General features: G+C 59.7%; 24 protein-coding genes. All 24 read left to right on the top strand.

The window, feature by feature from the left end; translation table 11 throughout:
- The first annotated feature begins 44 nt into the window (after positions 1-44).
- The 24 genes from PMI37_RS27740 (at position 45) to PMI37_RS27620 (ending at position 19518) form a co-directional block, all read left to right on the top strand.
- On the top strand, positions 45-1040 hold the full coding sequence (locus PMI37_RS27740) for a major capsid protein (RefSeq protein WP_008087649.1): 996 nt from the start codon (positions 45-47) through the stop codon (positions 1038-1040).
- A 2-nt stretch (positions 1041-1042) separates the two neighbouring features.
- Positions 1043-1363, top strand: coding sequence for a head-tail joining protein (locus PMI37_RS27735; RefSeq protein WP_008087648.1), 321 nt, complete (start codon positions 1043-1045; stop codon positions 1361-1363).
- Positions 1360-2025 (top strand): hypothetical protein, encoded by a 666-nt coding sequence (locus tag PMI37_RS27730; protein WP_008087647.1) that lies wholly within the window; start codon positions 1360-1362, stop codon positions 2023-2025. Before PMI37_RS27735 ends, PMI37_RS27730 begins: the two co-directional genes overlap by 4 nt.
- A complete protein-coding gene (locus PMI37_RS27725) occupies positions 2018-2530 on the top strand; it encodes a hypothetical protein (RefSeq protein ID WP_008087646.1) in 513 nt (170 codons plus the stop codon). Before PMI37_RS27730 ends, PMI37_RS27725 begins: the two co-directional genes overlap by 8 nt.
- Entirely contained in the window at positions 2527-3108 is a 582-nt protein-coding gene (locus PMI37_RS27720) for a phage baseplate assembly protein V (protein ID WP_008087645.1), read from the top strand. Before PMI37_RS27725 ends, PMI37_RS27720 begins: the two co-directional genes overlap by 4 nt.
- A gap of 56 nt (positions 3109-3164) precedes the next feature.
- Positions 3165-3416: a hypothetical protein gene (locus PMI37_RS27715; protein WP_008087644.1), complete on the top strand. Its 252-nt coding sequence runs from the start codon at positions 3165-3167 to the stop codon at positions 3414-3416.
- A 5-nt stretch (positions 3417-3421) separates the two neighbouring features.
- Positions 3422-3748: a GPW/gp25 family protein gene (locus tag PMI37_RS27710; protein ID WP_008087643.1), complete on the top strand. Its 327-nt coding sequence runs from the start codon at positions 3422-3424 to the stop codon at positions 3746-3748.
- Positions 3745-4632: a baseplate assembly protein gene (locus tag PMI37_RS27705; protein ID WP_008087642.1), complete on the top strand. Its 888-nt coding sequence runs from the start codon at positions 3745-3747 to the stop codon at positions 4630-4632. Before PMI37_RS27710 ends, PMI37_RS27705 begins: the two co-directional genes overlap by 4 nt.
- A gap of 1 nt (position 4633) precedes the next feature.
- The gene (locus tag PMI37_RS27700) at positions 4634-5239 is read left to right on the top strand and encodes a phage tail protein I (RefSeq protein WP_008087641.1); all 606 of its coding nucleotides are present in this window, start codon (positions 4634-4636) and stop codon (positions 5237-5239) included.
- Positions 5236-7176, top strand: a complete 1941-nt coding sequence (locus tag PMI37_RS31610) for a phage tail protein (protein ID WP_008087640.1) — start codon at positions 5236-5238, stop codon at positions 7174-7176. The genes PMI37_RS27700 and PMI37_RS31610 overlap by 4 nt, the downstream gene beginning before the upstream one ends.
- An 11-nt stretch (positions 7177-7187) precedes the next feature.
- Complete coding sequence (locus PMI37_RS27690) at positions 7188-7613, top strand: tail fiber assembly protein (protein ID WP_008087639.1); 426 nt, start codon at positions 7188-7190, stop codon at positions 7611-7613.
- A gap of 105 nt (positions 7614-7718) precedes the next feature.
- Positions 7719-8885 (top strand): phage tail sheath subtilisin-like domain-containing protein, encoded by a 1167-nt coding sequence (locus tag PMI37_RS27685; protein WP_008087638.1) that lies wholly within the window; start codon positions 7719-7721, stop codon positions 8883-8885.
- A 13-nt stretch (positions 8886-8898) separates the two neighbouring features.
- On the top strand, positions 8899-9402 hold the full coding sequence (locus PMI37_RS27680; protein WP_008087637.1) for a phage major tail tube protein: 504 nt from the start codon (positions 8899-8901) through the stop codon (positions 9400-9402).
- A 14-nt stretch (positions 9403-9416) separates the two neighbouring features.
- A complete protein-coding gene (locus PMI37_RS32415; RefSeq protein ID WP_008087636.1) occupies positions 9417-10016 on the top strand; it encodes a phage tail assembly protein in 600 nt (199 codons plus the stop codon).
- Positions 10017-10167: 151 nt separating this feature from the next.
- Positions 10168-12978 carry a phage tail tape measure protein gene (locus tag PMI37_RS27665; RefSeq protein ID WP_008087635.1) on the top strand — a complete coding sequence of 937 codons (2811 nt, stop codon included), beginning with the start codon at positions 10168-10170 and terminating at the stop codon, positions 12976-12978.
- Positions 12979-12987: 9 nt separating this feature from the next.
- A complete protein-coding gene (locus PMI37_RS27660; RefSeq protein WP_008087629.1) occupies positions 12988-13833 on the top strand; it encodes a phage tail protein in 846 nt (281 codons plus the stop codon).
- Complete coding sequence (locus PMI37_RS27655; RefSeq protein ID WP_008087627.1) at positions 13808-14014, top strand: tail protein X; 207 nt, start codon at positions 13808-13810, stop codon at positions 14012-14014. Before PMI37_RS27660 ends, PMI37_RS27655 begins: the two co-directional genes overlap by 26 nt.
- Positions 14015-14111: 97 nt before the next feature.
- The gene (locus PMI37_RS27650; RefSeq protein WP_008087624.1) at positions 14112-15161 is read left to right on the top strand and encodes a phage late control D family protein; all 1050 of its coding nucleotides are present in this window, start codon (positions 14112-14114) and stop codon (positions 15159-15161) included.
- 48 nt (positions 15162-15209) lie between these two features.
- Positions 15210-15773, top strand: a complete 564-nt coding sequence (locus PMI37_RS27645; protein WP_008087622.1) for a glycoside hydrolase family 19 protein — start codon at positions 15210-15212, stop codon at positions 15771-15773.
- The gene (locus tag PMI37_RS27640) at positions 15755-16297 is read left to right on the top strand and encodes a lysis system i-spanin subunit Rz (RefSeq protein WP_008087621.1); all 543 of its coding nucleotides are present in this window, start codon (positions 15755-15757) and stop codon (positions 16295-16297) included. Before PMI37_RS27645 ends, PMI37_RS27640 begins: the two co-directional genes overlap by 19 nt.
- Positions 16298-16447: 150 nt before the next feature.
- Positions 16448-17242 carry a DNA adenine methylase gene (locus tag PMI37_RS27635; protein WP_008087620.1) on the top strand — a complete coding sequence of 265 codons (795 nt, stop codon included), beginning with the start codon at positions 16448-16450 and terminating at the stop codon, positions 17240-17242.
- Between the two features lie 292 nt (positions 17243-17534).
- The gene (locus PMI37_RS27630; protein ID WP_008087619.1) at positions 17535-17753 is read left to right on the top strand and encodes a hypothetical protein; all 219 of its coding nucleotides are present in this window, start codon (positions 17535-17537) and stop codon (positions 17751-17753) included.
- Between the two features lie 78 nt (positions 17754-17831).
- The gene (locus tag PMI37_RS31605) at positions 17832-18941 is read left to right on the top strand and encodes an SEC-C domain-containing protein (RefSeq protein ID WP_008087617.1); all 1110 of its coding nucleotides are present in this window, start codon (positions 17832-17834) and stop codon (positions 18939-18941) included.
- Between the two features lie 250 nt (positions 18942-19191).
- Entirely contained in the window at positions 19192-19518 is a 327-nt protein-coding gene (locus PMI37_RS27620) for a hypothetical protein (RefSeq protein WP_008087615.1), read from the top strand.
- Positions 19519-19520 lie beyond the last annotated feature (2 nt).

Below are 19520 nucleotides of genomic sequence, written 5' to 3'. Positions count from 1 at the left end.
TGCATCCCGCCGCGTGCGGGATTTTTCGTTTCTGGAGAGTACCCATGGCCGATATCGCCATTTTTGATGACGAAGCATTCACCGTTACCTCGCTGACCGCTGCACTCAATGATCAACCTTACCTGCCGGGCCGCATCAGCGCCTTGGGCCTGTTCCGCGAGGAAGGCATTACCACGCTGACCGTGCAGATTGAAAAGGACGGTGACACCCTGGCACTGGTGCCGGCCGGTGAGCGCGGTGGTTCTGGCCTGGTGGTTGCTGCGAGCAAGCGCAACCTGATCCCGTTCAACACCGTGCACCTGCCGGAGCGTTTCACGATCAAGGCGGATGAGATCCAAGGCATCCGCGCCTTCGGTACTCGCACCGAGCTGCAGGCGGTGCAGGACGTGGTCAATGCACGTCTGGCAAAGGCGCGTCGCCAGTTGGATGCGACGCATGAGTTCCAGCGCATGGGCGCACTCAACGGCCAGATCCTCGACGCTGATGGTAAGACGGTGCTGCTGGACTTGTATGAGCGCTTCGGTGTGCAGCGTCAGAAGATGTCCATGGGGCTGACTGAAGCCGGTACCGAGCTGCGGGTCAAGTGCGGTGAGGCGCTGGACATGCAGGAAGATGCGCTGGGCAGCGTGACCAGTACCGGTTCGCGCGCTTTCTGCGGGAAGAACTTCTGGAACAAGCTGATTGTTCACAAGTCGGTCAAAGAGACCTACCTCAACAGTCAGCAAGCGGCAGCGCTGCGTGGCGACGCCCGGGAAAGCTTCGAGTTCGGCGGTATCATCTGGGAGCGCTACCGTGGCAAGGTTGCCGGCGTTTCCTTTGTCCATGACGACAAAGCGCTGCTGGTTCCCGAAGGTGTGCCGGACTTGTATATCTCCGTGTTTGCACCTGCCGACTATATGGAAACGGTCAACACTCAGGGCATTCCGTACTACAGCATGATTGAACCGCTGCCCTTCAACAAAGGCATGGCCGGTGAAGCCCAGTCCAACCCACTGCACCTGTGCACTCGACCGCGTGCCCAGGTCCTGCTGGAACTCTGACCATGGGCTTTCGCGACCTGGTCGCCGAGGTAGACGCGGTGGTGTTCGAGACGCTGGGTGATACCGCACGGATCGAGGGTCGCGAAGAGCCAGTGTTCGGCATGTTTGCCGCGCCCTGGCTGCAACCCAAGTTCGGCAAGCTCAACACCGGGCTGCGCGAGCCTCGGTTCGAGATCCGCGTCAGTGATTCGCAAGGTCTGGAACAGGGCATGCTGGTCAGCGTCGAGTTGCCGGCCTTGGATGGCGGCGGCGACTACGACCTGATCCAGCTCGAACCGAGCGGCGACGGTCTGGTCGCCTTGATTCTGAGGTTGCGCCCATGAGCGTCGGCAGCTATTTCAAACCCTCGGCCGCCGGCGGGATGATTTCCATCCAGTCTTCGGCCACAGACTTTCAGGCGTTTCAGGACTTCGCGGCGTTGGTCCCCAAGGCAGCGGCAGCGGCGCACCGGCGTGCGATCAACAAGACGTTGGGAAGGTTGCGCACGCACATTGCCCGGGCTGTGAGCCGGTCAGAGCGCATTGCCGTAGCAGCGGTGCGTCAGCGCTTGCGCAGTTATCCGGTTTCCGGCGGTGCCGCGAGCGGCAAACTGTGGTTCGGTTTGAACGCCATCGAGTCCAGCCGGATCGGCCGGGCGCGGCAAACCGGTAGCGGCGTGTCAGTGGCGGGGCGGCGTTACCAAGGGGCTTTCCTCAAGAAGGTCTACGGCAATAAACCCGACATCTGGATCCGCACAGCCAGCAAGCATTTCAACGGGGACGACTACCCCGACAGTACGGTCTCCCCCGGTCGCGGGGCGAGTTCTGGCTGGGTCGCCGAACACGGCAGTCGTTTCCCGCTGGCCAAGGCCAAGGTGTCGCTGGAGCAAGCCCGGCCGCATTTCGACAGCTGGGTCAAAAAGGCAGATGAGATCCTGTTGGCGATTCTCAAACAAGAACTCAACTTTGAGCTGCAGAAGTACCTCAAGAGGATCGGCAATGTCTGACGAACCGTTCAGCCTGGACCAGCTTTATCGGGCGGTAGAACAGCATCTGCGTACCCACTTGCCGGGCGTGCGGGCCGTCACTGCCTGGCCGAACATCGCGGATCGCGTGGTGCTGCCGGCGGTATTTCTGGAACTGGCCGAGATTGAGCCGGGTACCGATATCGGCACCGGCGAAACCTCGCTGGTCTGCAAGTTCGAGGCTCGGATCATTGTCGACCCGATCAAGCCGAACCATCACCAACAGGCCGTGCAATTGGTGACTCAATTGGCCGTGCTGCTGCGCGCCCAGACGTGGGGCTTGGCTGTCGAACCCGCCGAGTTTGTCCAGGCAGTGCAGGACTGGACCCAGCCGCAGCTCGATGGTTATACGGTCTGGCTGGTGGAGTGGAACCAGCAGATTTACCTCGGCACCGAACAATGGCCATGGCCAGATGATCATCCGGGTGAACTCCTGTTGGAAGACTACGCCGTTGAGGTGGTTGTCGATGCGGAGCAAGAGCCGTGAGTTACGCAACGGCCCAACATGACCGCATGCTGGCAGGGGTGGTCAAGGCTTGTTATGTGGTGGCGGTGGATCTGGCCGCCTCCCCGCCGGTGTGTCGGGTGTCGGATGGCGAGTGGACAAGCGCCTGGGTGCGTTGGCACAGCATCGCCGCCGGCAAGGCTCGCCACTGGCGCGCGCCGAGCATGGGCGAGCAGGGCAGCTTAATCAGTGCCAGCGGTGACGTCTCGCAAGGTACGTTCATTCCTGGCCTGTACGGCAATGCCGGCAGTCAGCCGGACAACCGCGATCACGTCGAGGTCTGGCGGTTCGATGATGGCGGCTCGCTGGTCTACGACTGGCAGGCCAAGTCCTACACCATCACCCTGCCGAGTGGCACGGTGACGATCAAGGTCGGCGGCACGGACGTCGTCGTAACGGATAACGCGGTGACAGTGAAGTCGGGAACGATCGATCTTGAGGGCACCGTGAACATCAAGGGTCCGGTCAATATTGATGGCGCGTTACGCGTAACGGGCAACATCGACGGCGCCGGCAACATCATGGCCGTCGGCGACAGCGACAACCACCACAAGCACTAACCCAAACATTCATCCAGCCCGCCGCGTGCGGGCTTTTTTGTACCTGGAGAAAACCCATGGCCAAGATCAATGACCAGTCTGTCGAGGAGCAATTACCGTCGACGATTCGCCCGCCTGTTACCCCTCAAGCGCGAACTGCTGATTTGCTGCTGAAGTTTCGCGACAAAGTCTATACCTCGCGCACGCTGTGCATCCCTGGAACGGATCGCACGCTGGCGGTGGCCAAGCACGAGGTCGAGGTGTCGGCGTCCGATGAGCAGGCTGTCAGCTTCCTGAAGACGCATCCCGAACTTGAACCGTTGGAGTGACATAGATGATCGGAATGGATCGCCACACCGGCCAACCCATTTCCGGCATCGCTCACTTGCGCCAGTCGATCCCCGACATTCTGGGCACGCCGCTGGGTAGCCGGCGGCACCGGCCGGAATACGGCAGCAAGATACGGCGGTTTATCGACTTGCCCGTTAACAAGGGCTGGATCAGCTCCGTGCAGGCGGAAGTCGCGCGCGCGCTGGGCCGCTGGGAGCCGCGTTTGAAGCTGGATCGGGTCAGCGTCGTTTCGGTGATCGGCGGGCAAATCAATCTGGAAATCGCCGGTCAGTACCTGGGCGACAGCGTCACGTTAGAGGTGACCGTATGAATATCGTGGATCTGTCGGCGTTACCGGCGCCGACCGTGCTGGAGCCGCTCGACTTCGAGGACACCTATCAAGACACGCTAGGCGTCTTTCGCGGGTACATGGGCGACAACTGGACGGCGGTGCTGGAGAGTGATCCGGTGGTTAAGGTGCTGGAGACGGGCGCCTATATCAAGGTCGGTAACCGCGCCCGGGTCAACGACGCGGGCAAGGCCCTGCTGCTGGCGTACGCCATTCGCGGCGACCTCGATCACCTAGGGGCTAACGTCAATTTGAAACGCCTGGTTATTCAGGCGGCGGATCTGCAAGCGGTGCCGCCGGTGCCCGAGGTCAAGGAAGAGGATGACCCGTTTCGCGAGCGCATCCAGTTGGCCTATGAAGGCCTGACCACGGCCGGCCCGCGTAACAGCTACATCCTGCACGCGCGAAATGCCTCGGGGCTGGTGGCGGATGCGTCGGCCGAAAGCCCTGCGCCTTGTTACGTTACGGTAACGGTGCTGAGTTCTGAGGGTGACGGGCGCGGCGTGGCCAGTCCTGAGTTGCTGGCCACGGTGCGGGTCGAGCTGAACGACGATGACGTGCGCCCGGTTGGTGATCGGGTCACGGTCAAGAGTGCGGAAATCATTGATTACCGCATTGACGCGATTCTGCACATGACCGGCGCCGGCCCCGAAATGGATGCCAGTTTGGCGGAAGCCAAGGCCCGGCTAGCGGCATGGATCAATCCCCGCAAGCGCCTGGGTGTGGAGGTCGCACGTTCCGCGATCGACGCGCAATTGCACGTTGCCGGCGTTTCCCGGGTGGAGTTGCCCGACTGGGTCGATCTGGCCCCGACGAAAGAGCAGGCAGCGTTCTGCGTGGGCTACACCGTGACGATGGCGGGTTGACATGAAGAGCTTTCTGCCGATCAACAGCACGCAACTGGAACGGGCCATGGAGGCCGGTTTTTTCGAGAAGACGATTGTCCCGCTGCGTGACCTGTACAACGCCGATACCTGTCCGGCGCACCTGCTGCCGCATCTGGCGTGGGCGTGGTCGGTCGATCGCTGGGACTACCGATGGCCCGAGGCAACAAAGCGCGCGGCCATTAAGGCCTCGTATTACATCCACAAGCACAAGGGCACGATCGGCGCGCTGCGCCGGGTGGTCGAACCGCTGGGCTATCTGATCGAGATTGTCGAGTGGTTCCAGGCTGTGCCCGAGGGCGTGCCAGGCACCTTCGCCTTGAAAGTTGGCGTGCTGGATACCGGCATCACCGAGGAAATGTATCAGGAGCTTGAGCGCCTGATTGATGACGCCAAGCCCGTCACGCGACACTTGACCGGTTTGGCGATCAGCCTCGAAACGCAAGGCGATTTGAATGTCGGCGTAACGCTGTACGACGGCGATGTAATCGACATTTACCCACCCGAAATGCGCGACATTGAGGTCACCGGTAGTTACGGCGTGACCGGTCGCGAGCACTCCATTGACACCCTGGATATTTATTCATGATTGATGCGAACTCTAAATTTCTCGCGATCCTGACTGATGTGGGGGCGGCCAAGCTGGCGAATGCCAACGTGCTTGGCGTTCCATGGAACATCACTCAAATGGGGCTGGGGGACGCCAACGGCGCCGACCCTCAGCCCGGCCCCAAGCAAACCAAACTGATCAACGAGTGGCGGAGACGGCCTCTAAATCAGCTGATGATTGATCCGGTCAATCCGGCGGTGATCATTGCCGAGCAGGTTATACCAGCCGATGAGGGCGGTTACTGGATCCGCGAGGTCGGGCTGTACGACGCCGACGGTGATCTAGTGGCGGTGGCCAATTGTGCGCCAAGCTTTAAGCCGATCCTCTCGCAGGGATCGGGCCGCACACAGGTGGTGCGGATGAATCTGATTGTTTCCAGTACCGCGCAAATCACGCTGAAGATCGATCCAGCGGTAGTGCTGGCAACTCGGGAATTCGTCGATTCGCGCATTCTTGAAGAGCTGAGCAAGCTCGACATTAAGCAGTCGGTACGCGCGGCCACTACCGGCAATATTGCCCTGGTCGGTTTACAGGTGGTGGACGGTGTTTCGCTGAATGCAGGCGATCGTGTGCTGGTGAAAAATCAGGCTGCCGCCAAGGACAATGGCCCCTATGTGGTGGCTAACGGTGCTTGGGTGCGGGCCAAGGATGCCGACAACAATGTGAAGTTGACGCCAAACCTGACGGTGGCTGTAGAGGTTGGTGCGACTCAGGCCGACACGATCTGGCAGTTGGTGACAGATGGCCCGATTGTCGTAGGTGCAACCGCATTAACGTTCAAGGACATTACTGACGGCCTTGCCCGTTTGTTTTCGCCGAGTTTTGCCGGCAATCCGACAGCCCCGACCCCGTCGCGTTTCGACAGTAGCAAGTCGGTAGCGACGACCGAATTTCTGAAGCAGCGCGGCGTTGAGTTTTCCGGCTTCACCACGAACACGGTGAGTCTCGTGCTGACCGCTGCCCATGTCGGTGGGCTTCACAGCTTCGCCGACGCCGGCCAGCTCATGGCGACCTTGCCACCTACTGCAGGTGTTGCGAATGCGGCCACTATCACGCTGGCCTGCGCCGGCGCGGGTGGGTTAAAAGTCGTGGCTTCGGGTGCTGATCTGGTCTCCACCGCGACCGGTATAGCTGGGCCGCTGGTGTTGGCTCTTGGTGATACCGCCGAATTCATCAGGCTACAAGATCAGTGGCTACTGGTTGGCGGCACGGTGGCTCTGCGCTTCGCTGGGACGATGACCGGCCCCAACTTCGTGACACAGCCGAAATTCGATAACGGCAAGGCGCTGGCTACAACCGAATTTGCTCAGCGTGCCCAGGGTAGCTACGCCGATTCGGTGGCCTACAGCGGCAACACAACGCTCACGGCAGCGGATGTCGGTCGTTTGGTTGCCATTGGTGGAACATCGGCCACGGTTACCCTGCCAGATGCTACGACTGTGCCGCTGGGGGCTGTGATTACCTTGTTGGCAAGTACCACCGTGGGGCTGACTATTCGGGCACAGACGGGGCAGTCGGTGGCCAGTCTTTCCAGCGTCAACGGCCCGCTTTCGGTGGCGCCTTCGACTATGTCGGTTCTCCGACGGTTGAATGACGGCACGGGCTGGGTGCTTGAGGATGGTGATGCGGCGCTGAAATACTCGCCGCTGTTTTCGTCCCAGCAGTTGGCCAATGGCTATCAGAAGCTGCCAAGCGGTTTGATTATTCAATGGATCTTTACCACCACGCTCGGATCACAAGGCGCGCTGTCGGTCTGGCCCATTGCATTCCCCAACGCCTGTTTGTTTGCCGCTGTTACCTGCTCAAATGGTGAATCCCCCGCTATGGTTTCGATTGGGGCGCGAAGCAAATCGCAGGTAGGGGCTTTTGCTTCGGCGCTGCCTGTATCCATCGGCTTTATTGGAATCGGATATTGAAAGGGGATCGAATGTTTTCTTCGAGATCAGAGCGCGGGTTCTATGACGCCGCGATTCATACCGTCATGCCGACGGACGTAGTGGAAATTTCGGCGGGCTATCACGTCGAGCTGCTGGCGGGGCAGTCAGCGGGCAAGGTGATCGAATGGGGGGATGATGGCTATCCCGTCCTGGTAGAGCCGCAACAACCCGGCCCCGACGAACTGGCAGCTGTTGCGCGTGATTGGCGCGATCGTCAATTGACCCTAACCGATCCGCTGGTGTCCCGGCATCGCGACGAGATCGAGGAGGGTGGTCCGACCTCGATCACGGCTGAGCAGTATGCCGAGCTGCAAGCGTACCGCCGGCAATTGCGCGACTGGCCAGAAGGCGGGCAATTCCCGCTCGATGACCATCGTCCGATTGCCCCGTTGTGGATGACCGGCCCGCTTCAATAAACGCCCCGCACTGACGGGGCGTTTTCTTTTCCGTTACGCGTAACACGAACACCCCACAACAGCCTCGCGGATGCGGGGCTTTTTCGTTTCTGGAGATTGGACTTTATGAGTTTCTTTCACGGCGTTACGACCACCGAAATCAAGACGGGCGCGCGCACCATTTCGCTGCCGTCGTCTTCGATCATCGGTCTTTGCGACACCTTCACCCCGGGCATTCTCGGCGGCGGTACGGCCAAGGCCGGCGAGCTGAAGTTGATCACCACTGAGCGCGAGGCGATCGCCGCCTTTGGTGCTGACTCGGCTATCACCAAGGCCTGTCAGGCGATCTACGTCAAAGCCAAGGCGGTGATCGTCGCCATCGGCGTGCCCAAGCTGGAAGACGCCGCGCTGCAAACCTCGGCGATCATCGGCGGCGTTCTGGTCTCGGGCCAGCGTACCGGCCTGCAAGCGCTGATCGACGGCAAAAGCATGTACAACGCACAGCCGCGGTTGTTGATCGCGCCGGGTCATACCAGGACTCAAGCGGTGGCTACGGCGATCGACAGCGTGGCGCAGAAGCTGCGCGCGATCGCCATCCTCGACGGCCCGGGTACCACCGATGAGGCCGCCATGGCCTACGCCGAGAACTTCGGCAGCCGCAACCTGTACATGGTCGACCCGGGTGTGCAGTTCTGGGACACCGTCACCAGCGCGACGATCGATGCACCCGGCTCGGCCTGGGCGGCGGGTCTGTTTGCGTGGACGGATGCTGAGTACGGTTTCTGGGCATCGCCTTCGAACAAAGAGTTCGCCGGCATCACCGGCACCGGCCGCGCGGTCGAGTACCTGGACGGCGACGAGACGTGCCGGGCCAACCTGCTCAACAACGCCAATATCGCCACGATCATCCGTGACGACGGTTATCGCCTGTGGGGTAACCGCACGCTGTCGAGCGATCCGAAATGGGCGTTCGTCACCCGCGTGCGCACGCTGTTCATCCTGATGGATGCGGTGCAGGCCGGGCACAAGTGGGCGGTCGATCGCTCGATCACCAAGACCTACGTCAGTGACGTGACCAACGGCCTCAACGCGTTCATGGCCGACCTGAAAGCCCAGGGCGCGATCATCAACTTTGAAGTGTTCCCGGACACCGAGCTGAACACGGCCAGCCAGATCGCCCAAGGCAAGGTGTATTGGCGCATCCGCTTCACCGACGTGCCGCCGGCAGAGAACCCGAATTTCCTTTTCGAAGTCACCGATCAATGGATGACCGAAGTGCTTGAAGCAGCCTAAGGGGGCTTAGCAGATGATTCCTCAGACTTTGTGCAACACCAACCTGTTTGTCGACGGCGTGAACTTCTCCGGCGACGTGCCGAGCATGACGCTGCCCAAGCTGACCACCAAGACCGACGAGTATCGCGGCGGTGGCATGGCCGGCTCGATCGAGATGAATCAGGGTCTTGAAAAAATGGAGGCGAGTTTCGTCACCAAGGGCGTGCGCCGTGAGTCGCTGAAGTACTTCGGCCTCGCCGATGGCACCGCCTTCAATGCCACGTTCCGGGGGGCCTTCCGTGGCCAGAAGGGTGCAGTGACGGCAGTCGTCGCCACCTTGCGCGGCCTGCTCAAAGAGGTCGACCTGGGCGACTGGAAGGCCGGTGATGCGGCCGAGATCAAGCACGCCGTCGCGGTCACCTATTACAAGCTCGAAATCGACGGGCGCCTGATGTACGAAATCGACATGGTCGCCGGCATTCAAGTCGTCGACGGTAAAGATCAACTGGCGGAAGTACGCGCCGCGCTCGGCCTCTAAGGGACTAGAACAATATGACTCACGCAACTGATAAACCACTGCCTGCCTGGCTGTCGATCACCGCTGACGGCGCTGTGGTGACGCTCACGCGTCCGAGCGAGGCCAACGGCGTCAACGTCGAAACGCTGACCATGCGTGCGCCATCGGTGCGCGCGGTGCGTGCCGCTGATCACGCATCGAACGGTAACGACGAACAGCGCGAATTGATGTTGTTCGCCGGCCTGACTGAGGTAGGGCTCAAGGATCTGGAAGGGCTCAAACTGACGGACTATCGCCGTGTGCAAACGGCCTATTCGACTCTGGCGCCTGATACCGATTACTCCACGTCGAAACCGGCGTGGCTGTCGGTCACCACTGATCAAGCGTTGGTGACGTTTTCGAGCCCGAGCAAGATCAACGACGTGCTGGTCGACAAGCTCGCCTTGCGTTCGCCGACCGTGCGTGACGTGCGCGAAGCCAACCGCGAGGCCGGCGGTGACGCCGAGCAGCGCGAGCTGGTGCTGTTCTCCGCGTTGTCCGGTGCGCCGGTGGCGGATCTGGAGAATCTCAAGCTGGTGGACTTCAGCCGCTTGCAGGCCGGCTATTTTCGCATGGACAACGACGACGGGCTTTAACCCCAACGTGATCAAAGGGGCGGCAAAACGTCTGGCGGCGGAGACTGGATTTTCTGCCGCCGAAATCCAGGCAATGCCCTTTGCGGAAATGGTGTGGTGGCTCACGGACTGAGCCGCTTTCCGGTAAGGCTGGGCATATGGGGGCCATGACATGGCGAACAAACTCGCCCTCGGGCTGGTCATTGGCGGGGCTGTCAGTTCGACAGTCGGCGCCGCGTTCAAGGACGTAACAGGGCGTATCAAGCGCCTTGAGGAAGAAGGCAAGAAAGCGCGCGTTTTGCAGCGTGCGATCGGCGACACCATTCGCCTGCGCGATGAGTGGAAAAAGGCGCATGACAGCGGTGCGGCCGGCGCGTCGAAACTGCTGGGCCGGTTGAACTCCAATCTCGACAGCTTGAAAAAGCAGGGTGTTGAGGTCGGCAGACTGGAGAAGGCCTATCAGTCGATGGGTCGGACGGCGAACAAGGCCGAGCAGAAAGCCCGGGGACAGCAGCAGCTTGATGCCGGCGTTAAAGGCATGAAAGGCGCTGCCGGCGCGGCAGTGGTTGGGATCGGCGCCCTGGCGGTGCCAACAAAGGTCAGCGCCGATTTTGGCGCGATCGTGCGGGACATCGCGATCAAGGCCGGCATTGCCAACAAGCCGCAAGAGCAGGAGATGTCGCGCAAGATTATCGACACCTCGCGCGATACTGGCATGGCGCGCAACGACGTGGCCGACGTGGTCAACCAGTTGGTCGGCGCCGGTATGGATCTGAGCAAGGCGCTGGAGTACGCGCCGGTCGCGGCCAAGTTCGTGGTCGGTCAGGGTTCCAGCGGCGTCGACACGGCGAAAATGATCAATGCCCTGGGGCAAAACGCCAAGATCACCGACCCCAAACAGATGCAGCAGGCGCTTGAAGCGATCGCCTACCAAGGGCAGGCGGGCAGCTTTGAGGCGGCCGACATGGCCAAGTGGTTTCCCGAACTGCTGGCCAACATGGCCAGCAATGGCATCACCGGCATGGACGCGGTGACGCAACTGGGTGCCATGCTGCAGGTGCAGATGAAACAGGCGGGCAGCTCGGACGAGGCGGCCAACAACCTGAAAAACTGGATGGGCAAAATCGGCTCAACCGACACCGTCAAGGCATACCAAAAGGCCGGCATCGACTACAAGGGTTCGATGCAGACCGGTTTGCAAAACGGTATGTCGACGCTTGAGACGAGCATGGCGCTGGCTCAGAAGTACATTCAGGCGACGGATCCTAAGCGTGCGGCGGCGATGGCTGAAGCGACGTCGAAGATCAGCAAGGAGGCCGACCCGGACAAGGCCAAGGCCATGATGGCCTCGCTTGAAGAGTCGTTGAAAACCGGTGACCTGTTCGCGGACATGCAGGTTAAGGCCGCGCTGTCGGCCTACATGCAGAACAAAGCGCTGTATGCGCAGCTTAAGAACGATTCGCGCGATGCGGCCGGGATCCTCGACAAGAACCTTGCCGAGCGGCGTCAATCGTCGTCGCAGAAGTGGGCCGAGGTGGCGCAGTCGATGGACGATGCCATGCGCAGCGTGGGGGACGCGTTACGGCCGGTCACGGATCTGGTGGCCGATTCGCTGACCAAGGTCACCAAGGGCATCACGTCGCTGTCTGACAGCGCGCCCGGGGTGGTGACGGGTGTCGTCGTCGTCGGCGGTGGCCTGATCGCGCTCAAAGGCTTGTTCAGTTCGTTCAAGATCGGCAAAGGCCTGTTCAATCTGGCGCGCGGATCCTTGGGCGGCGGCAAGTCCGGCGAGGTGCAGAAGGTCTTTGTGACCAACTCCAAGGACGGTGACGGCGATGGCGGCGACGACAAGGAGGCCGAACCCAAGGGCAAGGCCGGCAAGGCGCTGTCGCTGGTAGAAACCGGCCTCAAGGCTGTGGCCGCGTACAAGGGCGTGCCCGTCGACGGCGAGGGCGACGACGAGGGCGGCGAGGGTGAAGACAAGAAGGCCGGCAAGTTCGATCTGATCAGCACCGGCCTCAAGGTGGTTTCAATTGCCAAGGAAGCGGCCTCAGGTGGCGACGACGATGGCGACGGCGGCGAGTCAGGCGGTGGCGGCGACGAGGTCAAAAAGGTGTTTGTCGTCAACGCCAGTGCCATGGGCGGCGCCGGCGGAGCGGGTGGTGCAGACGGCCCGGGTGAATCGCGTCGACGTTCGCGTGGGTCGAGACGCTCCCGCCGTCGTGCCGGCGGTTCGCGTCCGCCCGTACCCCGTCCGCCGGTGCCTGTACCACGGCCGCCGATTCCGCCAGTGCCGCCGGTACCCGGGGCGGCGGCGTCCAAGCTGGGCACGGTCATGAAGGCGGCCGGCAAGGTCGGCAAGGTCGGCAAGTTCATTCCAGGCGGTTCGCTGATGGAAGCCAGTTCCATGGCTTACGACACCTTTGAGAACGCCAAGACCAAGGATGAAAAGGCCGAGGGTTACGGCGCGGCGGCCGGCAATATGGCGGGCACCATGGCCGGCATGGCCGCAGGGGCGGCCATCGGTTCGGTGGTGCCGGTCATCGGCACAGCGATCGGCGGCTTGATCGGGGCTTACCTCGGTAGCCAGGGCGGCGCCGCGCTGGGCGGTTCCCTGGGCAAAGCGCTGTTCGGTGGCGAGGACGAAAAGCCCGAGGAAAAAGCCCCGGTGCCGACGACCCCGCTGATGATGGCGCAGGTGCCGCCGCAAGGCCCGGTGCTGGGTGATGCTGCGCGCTCGATGGCGGTCACTGAGCCGCTGAAGTCGGCGGCGTTGGCGATCCAGGCCAAGGAGCCAGAAAAGCCGGTACCGGCGAAAGTCGATCAGCAGTTTCAATACTCGCTGAACATGCCGGTCACGGTGCAGGGTGATGTCAAAGACCCGCAGCAAATGGCTCAGGATCTGATGCCACACATGCAGCGAATGATGGCCGACGCGGCGAAACAGAACGCCGCCAAGCTGTACGACGAACCGCATATCTAAGGGGCATTCATGGCTTACATGGAACAGATGCAATCAAGCCTCAAGTATCTGACCGAGGCGGCCGAGACGGGCCGGCGTAGCGCCGAAGGGATGTTGACGCCGGTCAATGGCGCAATCAGCGAACTGACCGGCGCGGCGTCCGAGCTGGAAAACATTCCGTTCGTGGGGCCGGCGATCGGCGCCAAGCTTCAGCGGGTGATGCGCAGTGTGGATGCCGCGCAAGCCAAGGTCGGTCAGGTAGTGGCGGTGTACGGTCGAGCGACCCGCGCCGCCACTGAGGTGCAAGAGCGGTTAGGCACGCTGAAGGAACAGGCGGGCAAGGCGGCGACGGCGATCAACAACGTCGCCGGCAAGGTCAGCCCGGCGCTGGCCAACATCGTGCCGACCAGCGCCTTTGCCGTGGACGCCACGCCGGCGCCCGAGGCAGTGAAGCCGTTCCCGCACTTGATGATCATCCAGCCGCGCGACCCGAAACTACAGCCGTACTATTTCAACCTGGACACAGCCGCATTCGACGAGCTGAGCCGCTCGACAGAATTCCGCTGGGCCTCGCAGGAGCGTTTGTCGCGCCGGCCGGCGCAGCAGGCCGTGGGCATGGGTGAGGAAAAAATGACGCTCAAGGGCACGATTTATCCGGGCTTCAAGGGTGGGCTTAAGCAGCTCGACACCTTGCGCTCGATCGGCGCCAGGCTTCAGCCGCTGACCCTGACCACGGGGTATGGCGAGGTGATCGGGACGTGGTGCCTGAAGAACATCAACGAAGAACAAAGCGCGCTGTTGCACGGCGGCATCCCTCGGAAACAGGGCTTCACTCTGGAGTTTGTGCGTTATGGCGATGACATGCAGGACATCTGACGGCGACATGCTCGATGTCATTTGCCACAACTACTACGGGCACCTCAACGGCAGCACCGAGGCGGTGCTTGATGCCAATCAGGGGCTGGCCGATGAGCCACAACCCTACCGGGTCGGGGTGCTGATCACGTTGCCGGATCTGCCCACCCCGACCGCCGAAAGCGTCAGCCTTTGGGATTGACCGTCGACCACCTCGCCGCCGGCGCGCTGCTGCGTCACGCCTAACGGCTCATCGTTTTCTGTCCCGCCTTGTGCGGTTTTTTTTTGGGCAATATTTCATGACCCCGATGTTTCGAATCGTCGCCGATGGTGCCGACGTCACGGCCAAGATCAACGATCGGCTTCTGTTGCTGCGCACCTCGGACAAACCCGGGATGGAGTCCGACGAGTTTGAGCTGCGCATTGATGACCGCGACGGTCAGGTGCAATTGCCAAGGCGCGGCAGCTCAATCGAGGTCTATCTAGGCTATGCCGAAACTGGCTTGGCGCGCATGGGCCGTTACATGGTGGACACGGTCGAGGTGTCCGGGCCGCCGGATTCCATCGTGATCAAGGGCAAGGCCAGCGACATGCGCGGCAGCGGCAAGACCATCCGCAGCGGAAGCTGGGAGGACGTGCCGCTGTCGAAGATCGTTGCGGACATTGCCGCGCGCAATGGCTGGCAACCGGTGTGCCCGGTGTCGACCAAGGTGCCCCGCGTCGACCAGCTCAACGAGTCCGATTTTAATTTCATCACCCGGCTGGCCAAACAGTACGATTGCACGGCCAAGGTGGCCGATGGCAAGTTGCTGGTAATGCCGCGCCAAGCCGGGCAGACCGCAAGCGGCAAGGCCTTCGGCGCGATCACCCTGACAAAAAGCGACCTCAGCCGCTGGCAGTTCAGTCTCGGCGATCGCAACTCACATAAGTCGGTTTCGGCCAAGCATCAGGACAAGAAGACCGGCAAGCTTGCTGTCGTCAACGTCGATAACGACGACTCGCCGGATGGCCTGCCGGCGGTGCATACCGATCGGCATATCTACCCGAACGAGAGCGCGGCCAAGGCGGCCGCTAAAGCCCGACTGGCGGCTTTCAACCGGTCGACCGCTGACGTGCGTTTCGAGATGCCCGGGCGAACGGACATCTTCGCCGAGCGGCCCATCATCGCCCTGGGCTTCAAGGTCGGACTCGATGGCGAGTACCTCGCCGATTCGGTGGAACAGGTCTTCACCCAATCCGGCTGGTCCACCACTGTCGAATGCAATGCCGGCAAGGAAGGTAAGAGTAAGGGCAAGAAAAAGAAGGGCGCCAAGCCGCCGCTGAAGGTGGTGAACGTCGAGAAGCAGTAACCCAACCTGTCGCCGCCATCGAGCGGCTTTTTTGTGTCTGGAGTGTTTATGTCGATCACGGAGCAACAGCTACAAACCATCATGCCGAACGCCCGCCGCCAAGCGGGCGTTTTTGTATCTGCCCTAAACGCAGCCATGGCGCATCGGCAGATCAACACGCCGAAACGCCAAGCCGCGTTTCTGGCGCAAGTCGGTCACGAGTCGGGCCAATTGCAGTACGTCCGCGAGCTAGGCGGCAACCAGTACCTGAGCAAATACGACACCGGCAACCTGGCTGCAAAACTGGGCAACACGCCGGCAGCAGATGGTGATGGCCAGCGCTATCGCGGTCGCGGTCTGATCCAGGTCACCGGCCACGACAATTATCTACGCTGCAGCCTGGCGTTGTTCGGCGACGAGCGATTGCTGCGCACGCCTGAGTTGCTTGAGCTGCCGCAATGGGCCGCCGAGTCTGCCGCGTGGTTCTGGGCGGTGAACGGGCTGAACGCGCTGGCAGATCAAAACGAATTCAACACGATCACCCGCAGGATCAATGGCGGTCTCAACGGCCTGCAGGATCGGCTGGAGTTGTGGGGGCGGGCGAGGGCGGTGCTATGCGTTTCGGCGAACTGATCCCGGCGCCGTACCGGCTACTGGCAAAAGGCGTGCTGCTGGTCGTCTTGGTCGGTGGTTCCGCGGCCATTACTTGGCAAGTCCAGGATTGGCGCTATGGCAAACAGCTCGCAGAGCAGGCCCGACTCCACACCGAAACCCTCAACCAACTGAATCAGGTCTCGGCCGCTCAGCAGCGTGCCGAACAGGACAAACGCCTCGCGCTCGAGCAGCGCCTGGCTACCAGCGAACAAACCCATTACCGAGCCTTGAGTGATGCCCAACGTGATCAAGGTCGCCTGCGCGACCGCCTTGCCACTGCTGATCTGCGCCTGTCAGTCCTACTCGATGCCACCACCGGCGCCGGCAACGGATCGTTGTCAGCCACCACCGCCACCGGCGGCGTGGTTCATGGCCCCACAAGAGCCGAACTTGACCCAGCGCATGCTAAACGAATTATCGGCGTTACCGATGACGGCGACCGGGGGCTGATTGCCCTCGCGGCCTGTCAGGCGTACGCCAAAGAAGTCTCAACACCGAAGTGAAAAAGAGCGGTCGATCCCGATGCGTCAACATCCGGATAGACCGCCGTCCCTGCAGATTGTCCCTGCAAGTCCAGCCAAGGCTCTTGCTCCGTGCACAAAGCGCGGCGAGCCTAGCACCTGTTTATCCATACAGTAAAGGTCTTGCTATTTATGTCTACACCCATCATCCCTTGGATGGGCGGCAAACGCCGCCTGGCCGATCGCCTCATTCCGCTTTTCCCGCCACACGAATGCTACGTTGAAGTCTTTGCGGGCGGTGCCGCGCTCTACTTCATGAAGCCCCAGCCATCGCCGGTCGAAGTCCTGAACGACATCAACGGCGACCTGGTCACGCTTTACCGCGTCGTGCAGAACCACCTCGAAGAGTTCGTGCGCCAGTTCAAATGGGCACTCAGTTCGCGGCAGGTGTTCGAATGGCAGAAGATGACCCGCTCTGAAACTCTCACCGACATCCAGCGCGCCGCCCGATTCTTCTACCTGCAGCACCATGCGTTTGCCGGCAAGGTCTCCGGGCAGTCGTTCGGCACTGCGACCACCGCACCGGCCATCAACCTGCTACGCATCGAGGAAAACCTCTCGGCCGCGTGGCAGCGCCTGTCCGGCACCTACGTCGAAAATCTCCCCTGGCTTGAATGCGCTGAACGTTACGACCGTCCCCATACCTTCCATTACATGGACCCGCCTTACTGGCAGACAGCCGGATATGGTGTGGATTTTCCGTTCGAGAACTACGAACGGATGGCCGACTTTATGCGCCGCTGCAAAGGCAAGGTGATGGTCAGCATCAACGATCATCCCGATATCCGACGCGTGTTCGAGGGATTCCATTTGGAGACACTAGACATTCGCTACAGCAACACCAATCAACGCCAGAGCAAAGCTGAGGTCAGCGGCGAACTGGTGATCATGAATTGGGAGCCGGAATCATTGGGAGGACTGTTCTAGAATATTTCGAGCATCTCCAAAAGCAAGTTATTGCGATTAGGATTGACGGTCGCAGGAGTGTTGGAGTTCGAATCTCTCCTTCACCGCCACATTCAGTAAACGCAAACCCCTGATTTTCCTAGAGAAAGTCGGGGGTTTGTGGTTTTTGGCGTCTGAAAAAAGGCCATATGGGACTGAGATGGGACTGGTGCATTGTTTTGGTGCGGAAATGGCGCCTGCCGAATGTGTGGCTGAATTTCGCCGGTGATGCCATGAGCTAAGCTTTGCGAACCCAACTCAAAGGATGAATTCCATGCCATATGACTCTGACTCCAACATTGCCACGGCTGATGCTCTGACTTTGATTCTGCAGAACCAGCATGCCTTGGGGGCGGCGATAGAAGAGGTCACCAAATGGCTTTCAGAGAATGGCGTGGAGAATGTCGCTGCTAACGCGGTCACGGCTATGGAAACCTTGGACGCAAACGCGAAAGCGCTTACAGATGCGATTATGCGACTAAGGCGGTCATAAGAGTTTGGTCGACCTTCCGTCCAAATGTGGGCGACACAAGTTACCAGCAGAGTTTGCAAGCTTAGTTCAAGGAGTTTTATGAAAGCACCTGGAAGAAATGAACCATGTTGGTGCGATTCAGGAAAGAAGTATAAACACTGCCACCGAGACATTGAAAGTAAACCTCCTGTAGAGTTCCATACTGTAATCCAAGCTCTCAAATCTTTCGAAAAAAGTATGAAGAAGTGCAGCGTTCCGATATCTCTGCTGCACGAATGTTCCAATAAGATAATTAATGCACATACAGTTTCAAAGAGTTCATCCTTAAAAGCGATATCTAAAGATGGGCATGTGCTAGAAACATCCGTGGATTCTAAGAGTGGTGCTGCCTCTAAAATAGTAATTAAAGAAGTTGGCATTAACAAAGCTTCGGTGTTTTCCGGGTTTTGTTCCGTTCATGACAAAAATTTATTTGCGCCAATTGAGGGCGGACCGTTTAGAGTTATACCGCTACATTGCTTTCTAGTAACATATCGTGGAATTTCAAAGGAATTTTTCAGTAAGAACTATGCTTCAAAAGTGTTTGAGTTGATGAAAACCCTCGACAGAGGAAAAAGCTTACATCACCAGATAGCGATCCAAGTCGAGGCTGGCCGGCTTGGCAATAATAACGATTTAACCACAAACGATCTAAAGTACATAAAATCAAAACTCGATGACATGTTAATTTCAAATGATTATTCCGGTCTGAATTATGCTGTATTTACCCTTGATTCTCCTCCTCCAATTATGGGGAGTGCTATAGTCGGGCCGACGTTCGATTTTAACGGGAATGAGGCTCAGAAAATTTCGAGTTCTCCAAGTCAAGTTCCAGATTATATGGCTATCAATTCTTTTTCTAGTGGGGGTGAAGGATATATAGTTTTGTCTTGGTTGTCAGAGCACTCCAAAACCTGCAGTAAATTAATGGCGCAGTTTTTGGAGAAAAAGTTGACGGCAGATAGTCTGGCGGTTTTCATGATACTTCTCATTGAGAACTTTTATATGTCTCCAAGTTGGTGGCGCTCGCTTGATGACGAAACGCAAAGCCTAATAATAAGCCTTTATGCACAAGGAGTGGAGGATGATACATACGGCGACTCAATAGAAAACCGTCGCCCCCTAAATTTTCCATCTATTAAAAATGTTCTAATGTCGCCATTGATCTAGGCCGCGTCTGTCTAAAGTTGCTTTCCCTGCCGCATAGCCCAACCAAATGTTTTATTCAAATTTCTCAGCACATTGAGGATGCGTAGGTGTACCCATAATTCCAGCCTATGTTCAATCGGCCCCCACACCAAGCCACGGTGTGGGGGCCTTTTTTGCGCCGCTTGGAAACCACTCCCCCCGGGGCTGGTCTACCATGGCCTGACATTCTGGCGGATATTTACCGCGACCGATTCGAACAGGAACACCGTGCATGTCTTATGCTTATGAAGGGTTGGCCACCGTCGAGGTGCTGGCCCTTTACCAGAATCAGCCACCCACCAAGCTGATCACCCTGGAATTGAACGTGCGTCTGCGCGGCGCGGGGCACCAGCGCTTTCGCGTGGAGTTTGACCATTATCTGCACGGCCCTCAGCACGCCAATGCCCTGCGTCTGGTGTTGCCGGGAGGTCTGTTGTTGCAAGGCCCGATCGTCGATGGCCGCAACAAGGCGGCGGGCGGCTGGTTGCTCATCGATGTCGAAGCGCACGAGCTGCCGCTTGAGCCGCCGGCCTATCTCAACGGCTGGAAATGGGAGTGAGG

The sequence above is a fragment of the Pseudomonas sp. GM80 genome (genome assembly GCF_000282515.1).
Taxonomy (GTDB): domain Bacteria; phylum Pseudomonadota; class Gammaproteobacteria; order Pseudomonadales; family Pseudomonadaceae; genus Aquipseudomonas.
The sequence above is the reverse complement of the archived record's forward strand: the minus strand, read 5'-3'. Positions and strand labels throughout refer to the sequence as shown.

What these genes read in the sequence shown, in the direction of transcription:
- PMI37_RS27740 (WP_008087649.1), top strand. Translation starts at nt 45, where the DNA reads ATGGCCGATATCGCCATTTTTGATGACGAAGCATTCACCGTTACCTCG.
- PMI37_RS27685 (WP_008087638.1), top strand. Translation starts at nt 7,719, where the DNA reads ATGAGTTTCTTTCACGGCGTTACGACCACCGAAATCAAGACGGGCGCG.
- PMI37_RS27725 (WP_008087646.1), top strand. Translation starts at nt 2,018, where the DNA reads ATGTCTGACGAACCGTTCAGCCTGGACCAGCTTTATCGGGCGGTAGAA.
- PMI37_RS27645 (WP_008087622.1), top strand. Translation starts at nt 15,210, where the DNA reads ATGTCGATCACGGAGCAACAGCTACAAACCATCATGCCGAACGCCCGC.
- PMI37_RS27630 (WP_008087619.1), top strand. Translation starts at nt 17,535, where the DNA reads ATGCCATATGACTCTGACTCCAACATTGCCACGGCTGATGCTCTGACT.
- PMI37_RS27690 (WP_008087639.1), top strand. Translation starts at nt 7,188, where the DNA reads ATGTTTTCTTCGAGATCAGAGCGCGGGTTCTATGACGCCGCGATTCAT.
- PMI37_RS27660 (WP_008087629.1), top strand. Translation starts at nt 12,988, where the DNA reads ATGGCTTACATGGAACAGATGCAATCAAGCCTCAAGTATCTGACCGAG.
- PMI37_RS27700 (WP_008087641.1), top strand. Translation starts at nt 4,634, where the DNA reads ATGAAGAGCTTTCTGCCGATCAACAGCACGCAACTGGAACGGGCCATG.
- PMI37_RS27705 (WP_008087642.1), top strand. Translation starts at nt 3,745, where the DNA reads ATGAATATCGTGGATCTGTCGGCGTTACCGGCGCCGACCGTGCTGGAG.
- PMI37_RS27735 (WP_008087648.1), top strand. Translation starts at nt 1,043, where the DNA reads ATGGGCTTTCGCGACCTGGTCGCCGAGGTAGACGCGGTGGTGTTCGAG.
- PMI37_RS31610 (WP_008087640.1), top strand. Translation starts at nt 5,236, where the DNA reads ATGATTGATGCGAACTCTAAATTTCTCGCGATCCTGACTGATGTGGGG.
- PMI37_RS27710 (WP_008087643.1), top strand. Translation starts at nt 3,422, where the DNA reads ATGATCGGAATGGATCGCCACACCGGCCAACCCATTTCCGGCATCGCT.
- PMI37_RS27655 (WP_008087627.1), top strand. Translation starts at nt 13,808, where the DNA reads ATGGCGATGACATGCAGGACATCTGACGGCGACATGCTCGATGTCATT.
- PMI37_RS27680 (WP_008087637.1), top strand. Translation starts at nt 8,899, where the DNA reads ATGATTCCTCAGACTTTGTGCAACACCAACCTGTTTGTCGACGGCGTG.
- PMI37_RS27620 (WP_008087615.1), top strand. Translation starts at nt 19,192, where the DNA reads ATGTCTTATGCTTATGAAGGGTTGGCCACCGTCGAGGTGCTGGCCCTT.
- PMI37_RS27715 (WP_008087644.1), top strand. Translation starts at nt 3,165, where the DNA reads ATGGCCAAGATCAATGACCAGTCTGTCGAGGAGCAATTACCGTCGACG.
- PMI37_RS31605 (WP_008087617.1), top strand. Translation starts at nt 17,832, where the DNA reads ATGAAAGCACCTGGAAGAAATGAACCATGTTGGTGCGATTCAGGAAAG.
- PMI37_RS32415 (WP_008087636.1), top strand. Translation starts at nt 9,417, where the DNA reads ATGACTCACGCAACTGATAAACCACTGCCTGCCTGGCTGTCGATCACC.
- PMI37_RS27640 (WP_008087621.1), top strand. Translation starts at nt 15,755, where the DNA reads ATGCGTTTCGGCGAACTGATCCCGGCGCCGTACCGGCTACTGGCAAAA.
- PMI37_RS27650 (WP_008087624.1), top strand. Translation starts at nt 14,112, where the DNA reads ATGACCCCGATGTTTCGAATCGTCGCCGATGGTGCCGACGTCACGGCC.
- PMI37_RS27665 (WP_008087635.1), top strand. Translation starts at nt 10,168, where the DNA reads ATGGCGAACAAACTCGCCCTCGGGCTGGTCATTGGCGGGGCTGTCAGT.
- PMI37_RS27635 (WP_008087620.1), top strand. Translation starts at nt 16,448, where the DNA reads ATGTCTACACCCATCATCCCTTGGATGGGCGGCAAACGCCGCCTGGCC.
- PMI37_RS27730 (WP_008087647.1), top strand. Translation starts at nt 1,360, where the DNA reads ATGAGCGTCGGCAGCTATTTCAAACCCTCGGCCGCCGGCGGGATGATT.